Annotated in this window: 6 protein-coding genes; 1 reads left to right on the top strand and 5 read right to left on the bottom strand. The window is 42.9% G+C overall.

Translation table 11 applies throughout. From position 1 onward, the window contains the following. Positions 1–167: 167 nt before the first annotated feature. The 5 genes from V7654_RS18635 to V7654_RS18615 all read right to left on the bottom strand — a co-directional run bounded on the left by V7654_RS18635 (position 168) and on the right by V7654_RS18615 (position 5484). Entirely contained in the window at positions 168–1484 is a 1317-nt protein-coding gene (locus V7654_RS18635; protein ID WP_335432263.1) for a UDP-glucose dehydrogenase family protein, read from the bottom strand. Position 1485: 1 nt separating this feature from the next. After that, positions 1486–2391 carry a UTP--glucose-1-phosphate uridylyltransferase GalU gene (gene galU, locus V7654_RS18630; protein WP_335432262.1) on the bottom strand — a complete coding sequence of 302 codons (906 nt, stop codon included), beginning with the start codon at positions 2389–2391 and terminating at the stop codon, positions 1486–1488. Positions 2392–2526: 135 nt separating this feature from the next. Beyond that, positions 2527–3303 carry a HipA family kinase gene (locus V7654_RS18625; protein WP_335432261.1) on the bottom strand — a complete coding sequence of 259 codons (777 nt, stop codon included), beginning with the start codon at positions 3301–3303 and terminating at the stop codon, positions 2527–2529. After that, positions 3296–4405 carry a glycosyltransferase family 4 protein gene (locus V7654_RS18620; RefSeq protein WP_335432260.1) on the bottom strand — a complete coding sequence of 370 codons (1110 nt, stop codon included), beginning with the start codon at positions 4403–4405 and terminating at the stop codon, positions 3296–3298. Before V7654_RS18620 ends, V7654_RS18625 begins: the two co-directional genes overlap by 8 nt. Before the next feature lie 59 nt (positions 4406–4464). Continuing rightward, positions 4465–5484, bottom strand: coding sequence for a hypothetical protein (locus tag V7654_RS18615; protein WP_335432259.1), 1020 nt, complete (start codon positions 5482–5484; stop codon positions 4465–4467). A gap of 214 nt (positions 5485–5698) precedes the next feature. Here V7654_RS18615 and V7654_RS18610 point away from each other — a divergent pair, with 214 nt between their 5' ends. Then, positions 5699–6502 carry a hypothetical protein gene (locus V7654_RS18610; RefSeq protein ID WP_335432258.1) on the top strand — a complete coding sequence of 268 codons (804 nt, stop codon included), beginning with the start codon at positions 5699–5701 and terminating at the stop codon, positions 6500–6502. Positions 6503–6564 lie beyond the last annotated feature (62 nt).

The raw sequence follows: 6564 nt of genomic DNA, 5'->3' as shown, positions 1-6564 counted from the left end.
CACTCAGCAGCAGATTTTCGGTTTGAATGGTTATGAGAGCCCTTACCATAACCACTCACAAGTAGAATTTGCCTTTGAATGGTTATGAGGGCCTTTACCATAACCACTCAGCAGCTAATACCTTTCATTAGAAATCTCCAAGTCCGAGTTTCACCTTACAGATAGCTCTAACCTCCGACCACGATCCCCGGCCGTCCAACAGGATAATATTCTATTTTCTCGCATGCTCTGATTGACTCTTCTGCGAGGAAATTTCTGCCGTCAAAGATGATTGGCTGTTTCATGGACTTCACGAGAGCTGGAAGATTCAACTGTTGGAATTCCTTCCATTCTGTGACGATGAAAAGCGCGTCTGCATGTGAAGCCGCTTCAAGGGCCGAGGCGGCATACATGATTTTATTTCCTATCACCTTCGATGCATTTACAGCCGCGACAGGATCATATGCTGCCACTTCTGCGCCAAGCTCCGTTAAGGTGTTTGCGATTTTAATCGATGGTGCTTCCCTCATGTCATCCGTTTCCGGTTTGAACGCGAGGCCAAGCATGGCGATTTTTTTTCCTTTAAGCTCCCCTAACCGTTTTAAGGCTTTCTCTACCAGCAGTTGGTGCTGATGATCATTAATCGCAATCGTTTCTTCTAAGAGGGAAAACGGGATTCCATGCTCCCTTGATGAATGAAGCAGGGCTTTCACATCCTTAGGGAAACAGGATCCTCCATAGCCGATTCCTGCGTTTAAAAATGCCGCTCCAATCCGTTTATCTTTGCCTATGCCTTTTGCTACGTCTTCTACATCTGCACCTACAGCGGCACACAGGTTGGCAATTTCATTGATAAAACTTATTTTCATTGCCAGAAAAGCATTGGATGCATACTTGATCACTTCTGCACTTTTAACATCGGTGAGTAAAAATGGCACATTTAAAGGCCGATACATTTCCTGAATTTTTTCTGCAGCCTCTTTATGCTCTGTTCCAATAATGATCCGATCTGCCTTCATCGTATCCATGATAGCCGACCCCTGTCTTAGAAATTCAGGGTTCGCTACCATTTGAATTTCCACATTCTTTTTAAGATGGGCAGCTAGAAGCTGTTCAAAGTGTTCATTCGTACCCACTGGCACCGTACTTTTGATCACCACGATTGAATCCTGGACAATATGTGCGGCAAGATCTTTCGCTGCTTGTTCTAAAAAGGATAAATTCGCGCGTCCATCTTCACTTTGTGGTGTACCTACGGCGATCATGATCACTTCCGCTTCGCATAATCCTTCTTGATGGGAAGTTGTGAACCTTAGTCTGCCAGCTGCATAATTTCTCGATAGCAGCTGTTCTAAACCTGGTTCATAGATGGGGGACTTTCCTAGCTTGAGGGTTTCTATTTTCTTCTGGTCGACATCAATGCAGGCAACATTGTGGCCGATTTCCGCAAGACAAACTCCGGTGGACAGCCCAACATATCCAGTACCTAATACAGCAATCTTCATATCAGGTACCCTCATTCTTCAAGCTCTCACCATGAGCTTTTTCATAAAAATCCTTCAAATACTCAAGTACATCCTCACGAATATCTTCCCTCTGCAGGGCAAAGTCCAATGTAGCTTTTACGAAGCCGATTTTATCCCCGACATCATAGCGATCACCCTCAAAGTTATACGCTAACACTGCCTGACGCTTACTGAGTTCATTGAGGGCATCCGTAAGCTGAAGTTCACTGCCATGGCCCAATGGCAGCTTTGCCAATACGTCGAATATCTCCGGCCTCAGGACATATCTGCCCATAATTGCATACCTTGAAGGGGCTTCCTCTATAGGTGGCTTTTCTACGAGCGACTCAATATAGAAAAGATTTGGTTCAAGATTCGCCCCCTTGGGCTTAATGATTCCGTACTTGCTGACATCCTTCTCTGGCACACTTTGAATGCCTACTACAGAACTGTTGCAATATTCGAAGACATTGATAATTTGCTTTAAGCAAGGCGTTTCTGATTTGACGATATCATCCCCGAGCAAAACGGCGAAAGGCTCATTGCCAATGAAGCTTTGGGCACATAATATGGCATGCCCCAATCCCATTGGCTCCTTTTGCCGGACATAATAGATATTTGCAAGACTCGAAATCCTTTGGACCTCTTCCAAAATATCGAGCTTATTCTTTTTTAATAAAGCATCTTCGAGTTCATATGATTTATCAAAATGGTCTTCTATTGATCTTTTACCCCTGCCGATGATGATGATAATTTCCTCTATACCTGAAGCAACGGCTTCCTCGACAATATATTGGATGGTCGGCTTATCAACAATCGGCAGCATTTCCTTGGGCTGTGCTTTCGTTGCCGGTAAAAACCGAGTCCCGAGACCAGCCGCCGGGATTATAGCTTTTCTGATCTTCATATGCTGCCTCCCTTTTGAATTCCATAATTCTTTATATTCAAAGGGGCAATCTCCGCTCACGTCATAAGCCTACATACCGAAAAGACTTTATAGACAAAAGCACATAATCATTTCATGGAATCAAGACGATAGATGTCATAATTTCTTTCTACGTTGTGGATGGTATACCTTTTTAATGATTCTAGCCATTTGCTTTGGAAGAATTTTCGTCCGATGCTGAACCAGCGCATTTACCATCGCTTTCTTTTCTTCTTTTGAAACATTCCAGTCATCAGGAATGGTCGAGACAATTTCTTCTATCAAGAAAATGGGGATTGTCTGGATGAGCTCGAGAGCTTCAGCAAATGCCTCCTTGTTTTCAATAAAAGAAGCCATCAGCCTGTGAGCAGCGCTTTTCCTTAGCCCTGTCGGCAAATTCTCCAGATTTGATATCTGCCAATCATATGACCCTAATACCTCTGCATGATCAATAACCCATAATTGAAACACATCTTGAGAGTCTTCCTGAAAAAGGATATTTTTGCGTGTCCGGTCACGGTTGCACATCCAATAATCAAATAGAATGATTCCGGCCAGTGTCTCTTGATTCAATATGCCAGATACTCCTCGGACCTGATGCCCATCAAGACAATTCGGCACATATAAAGATGCGAACTGAAATTGGGAAGGAACCATCTGAGCCAGTTCAGGGATTTTCACTGTAAACTCATCGGGGATTTCAACTAATCTGGCAAATGGAATGGGCAGTCCCAGATACCTTGCCAAACAATAGGAAACCCACTCATTGGGCAAGGTACGTTCAAATCCGGGTTGAAAATATTTAACCACATACTCTCTTCCATCATCAAAAGCGATTAGATGCGCGTTTGATTTACCTTCTAATTTCCTGCGATAAGCTACCGGATTAATCATGGGTTCCCACCCCTTTTTGGTCTCCATAGACAATCTCGTATAACAAATCGATATACTGCTCTGCCACCACTTCTATGGAAAAATTTTGCCGAACATGTTCAGTCGCCTTTTTGGACATATTTTGATGCAATTCAGGAGCATCAAGTATTGAATAAATTTTTGCCACTGCATCATCCACATTCTGTCCGCGGTAGAGCATACCGGTTTGCCCCTCGGGAACCAGCTCTGTGACTGGCATCATGTTTGAAGCTACTACGGGCACCCCGCAAGCCATCGATTCGATAAAAGTATTGCCGAAGGATTCTGATTTGGTAGTAGCCAGGGTGCAGCCGCCTGAATGGCGAATTTTCGCATAGACATCAGGCATTTGCTGATAAGGAATGACTGGGAACCATTTTACAATGTCCGTCAAGTTTTCCTCCTGCCATTTCGCCCTGAATTCTTCCCGTTGGACACTTTGCGCTCCGCCTATTACCCAGAACTCAATATCCTTCCGTTCACATTTAATCCTTTTCGCTACCTCAAGAAGCATCGGCCAGTTTTTTCGTTTGTCCAGTCTGCCAATCCAACCGATGATTTTCTTATCTGCAGGTAAAACTGGCACACTGTGAAAATCGATCTCTTTTTCAGGCAGCATGCGGAAAAAGGATGTATCAACCCCGTTGTAAATTACTTCAATCGGTTTGGTTTCGGTTAAAATCGAAACAATCCGTCTCTGGTAATTAGAAGGAACAACGATTACCTCAGGCTTAATTCCTTTAAAGTTTTTCAAATGCGGCTGAAGCTTGATGATTTCCGGTGTCCGGGCCTCAATGATGACGGGCCCTGTGAATTTTGCTTTCCGGATCCATTTATAAGCTGCCGCGGTATCGACAACAATGATGGCATCGTAATGATTTTTTTTGATGATATTAATGATTTCATTATCATCCTTGGTTAAATACACCGGAGCGATGTCCTCCATTATATGAAGACCGCCATGGTCAGTCGTATACAGAAATTCTGTATCGATTCCATGTTTTTTAAAATAGATCGAGCGATTCCGCCATCCGGCATTTACCCCGCCAACAGTAAGCAGGCGCCAGATTACAAGTACTTTCATATCGGTTTCTCCTCGTCTGAAGATTCGGCTCCTCCTCATATAAAATATCTTGCAAAAACTTATGTTCTGCGTTTTCTTTCCCTTTTCTTCATCCTCATGCTTTCGTAGGCCATTCCCCACGAATCCTTCGAAGAACTCTTTCCTTTTTTATCCTTTTCGGACGTTTTCTTATAATAATCTTCCCAATCGAGCTTCTCGGACCTGCCATAACCTCTTCCACTGCCTCTCCTTTGAGGCTGCATTCCTAGTTGAAGCTTTTTCCAGTATTCATCGATTTTGTCCATCACCTTGTCAGGGTTAGCACCGCGTGCAAGCATCGTTTTCACCCATTCTTCCTTAAAAACCTTGTGCATCATATTTTCAAGCTGGCTCTTATGAATTTTTTGATCATGGGTTGTCAACAACTTTTCGCTTTGTTCACTTAAATGCAATTTGTCTGTTTTCCCATCAAGCAATAATTGATAGATTTCACGCGACACTTCTTCCATCTGCATATAGTACATCCATTCCTTGTATAGCTCCGGCTTCAGCTGTTGAACATGAGTCATAAATAAATTCTTATTTTTTTCCCCAAGCGAAGTCAGCAGCTTTCTAGGATAAGGATAGACACGGTCACGCCAAACAGCCCTTGCCACATCAATCACCTTCAGGCTGCCGTCAGGCTGAAGATAAACCTGGCGCTTGTGATGGTCAATTCGGTCATAGCCAATTTCCTTGAATGTAATTAGCATATTAATCAATTTAAGGGACAATTCTTCTGTTAAAGGCTGTGATTGTAAGTACTCCCTCACGTCCACCCCTTTGATTATTTCCATCGCAATATATAGCTTCCCTTTGTCGTAAAGGCGAGGAAAGAGATCCGTTTGCTGGCCCAGAGAAAGTGCATAATATTCACGCTCACAGTCCTCCGCGTTGCCAAACACTTTAATACAAATATCATCCGTATATTGGAAAACCGCCCCCTGGCGACCTTTCCCTATCATTACCAGAGGGGAATTGTTGATAACCTCTACATCTTGATTGTCAAGATTCTTCACCTGGATCTCTTTCATACATTTCTTTATAAATATCGTATCCACATCGTTCCTCCCAACTATCGTCGTTACGCGCATATGTCTCATTTTTCCTTCTTAATTAGTTAATTCGTGGAGGGCTGAAAATGTACGGGCATTTATCCATAACCAGGAAAATATGTTCTTTCTGGGCGGTGGGAGCTGCAGAGACAACTTAGAATGCTTGCGCTTTTTTTCTATCAGCCAAGACTGTAAAATAGACTTGAAAGGAAGTGGACAGATGGCGAATTCAGTAGCTGGCATTAATCAATCACATTTGACACAATATATCCCGCCTAAAGGGGAATACGAACGTTTTGAAGATGAAGCTCATTATTTGGAAAAAGTAAAGGAATGGGGACTAAGTACAAAAAAGGAATTCTGGTACAAAGACAGAAACCAACATTGTCTTGTTACAATAAGGGGATATGAGATTTTTGGAGAAACCGCGGAATATAACACGCTGGTGATTGAATTCCAGGACGGGAACCTCACCTGCATCCAACCTGCTTATTTGAAAGAAATGCAGGCATCAAGCTTCGGGAAAGAAATTATAATCCAAAATGCTGATACCGCATCAGAGAGCATTCCCGCAGAACCAACGGTACCAGAAATCAAAACCGAAACTCAACCTGCAGCTCCAGCTTTAGCAGAACCGCAACAAGAAAAACCTGCAAAAAAGGCAAAAGAAAAAAAAGAAAAGCAGCCAAAATTGGTATTGCCTGAAGAAAAAGTCCATTTTACAGGAAAAGTGAAGCAGTTTGCTCTGAGCTGGAATCATTTTAATGAAGATAACGATGAAGTAGTCGTGTTTGAGGACGTAAAAATTGAACAGGATGAACCCATTGAGGTCGGTCTTGCCTGGGGCTCTCACAGTAAAACCCTGAAAAAACTTGAATTAGAGCCAGGCCAGCAACTAGAATTTGACGGTAAAATCGTCAAGAAAAGCCTGCCGAAGGGTAAGGATGTTGAAGATGAGGCTCTACTCTTGGAGATTACAGTAGCGTATAAAATCAATAACCCGTCAAAGATAGTTAAAAAATAGGCTTTGTTAAAGGTCAAGGTTGATTTATAGCACCTGCTGATTTGAGCGGAGGGCACTCGACT

This window comes from Bacillus sp. JJ1609 (genome assembly GCF_036967045.1).
GTDB lineage: Bacteria > Bacillota > Bacilli > Bacillales > Cytobacillaceae > Mesobacillus.
This window is presented reverse-complemented; position numbering and strand designations above follow the sequence as displayed.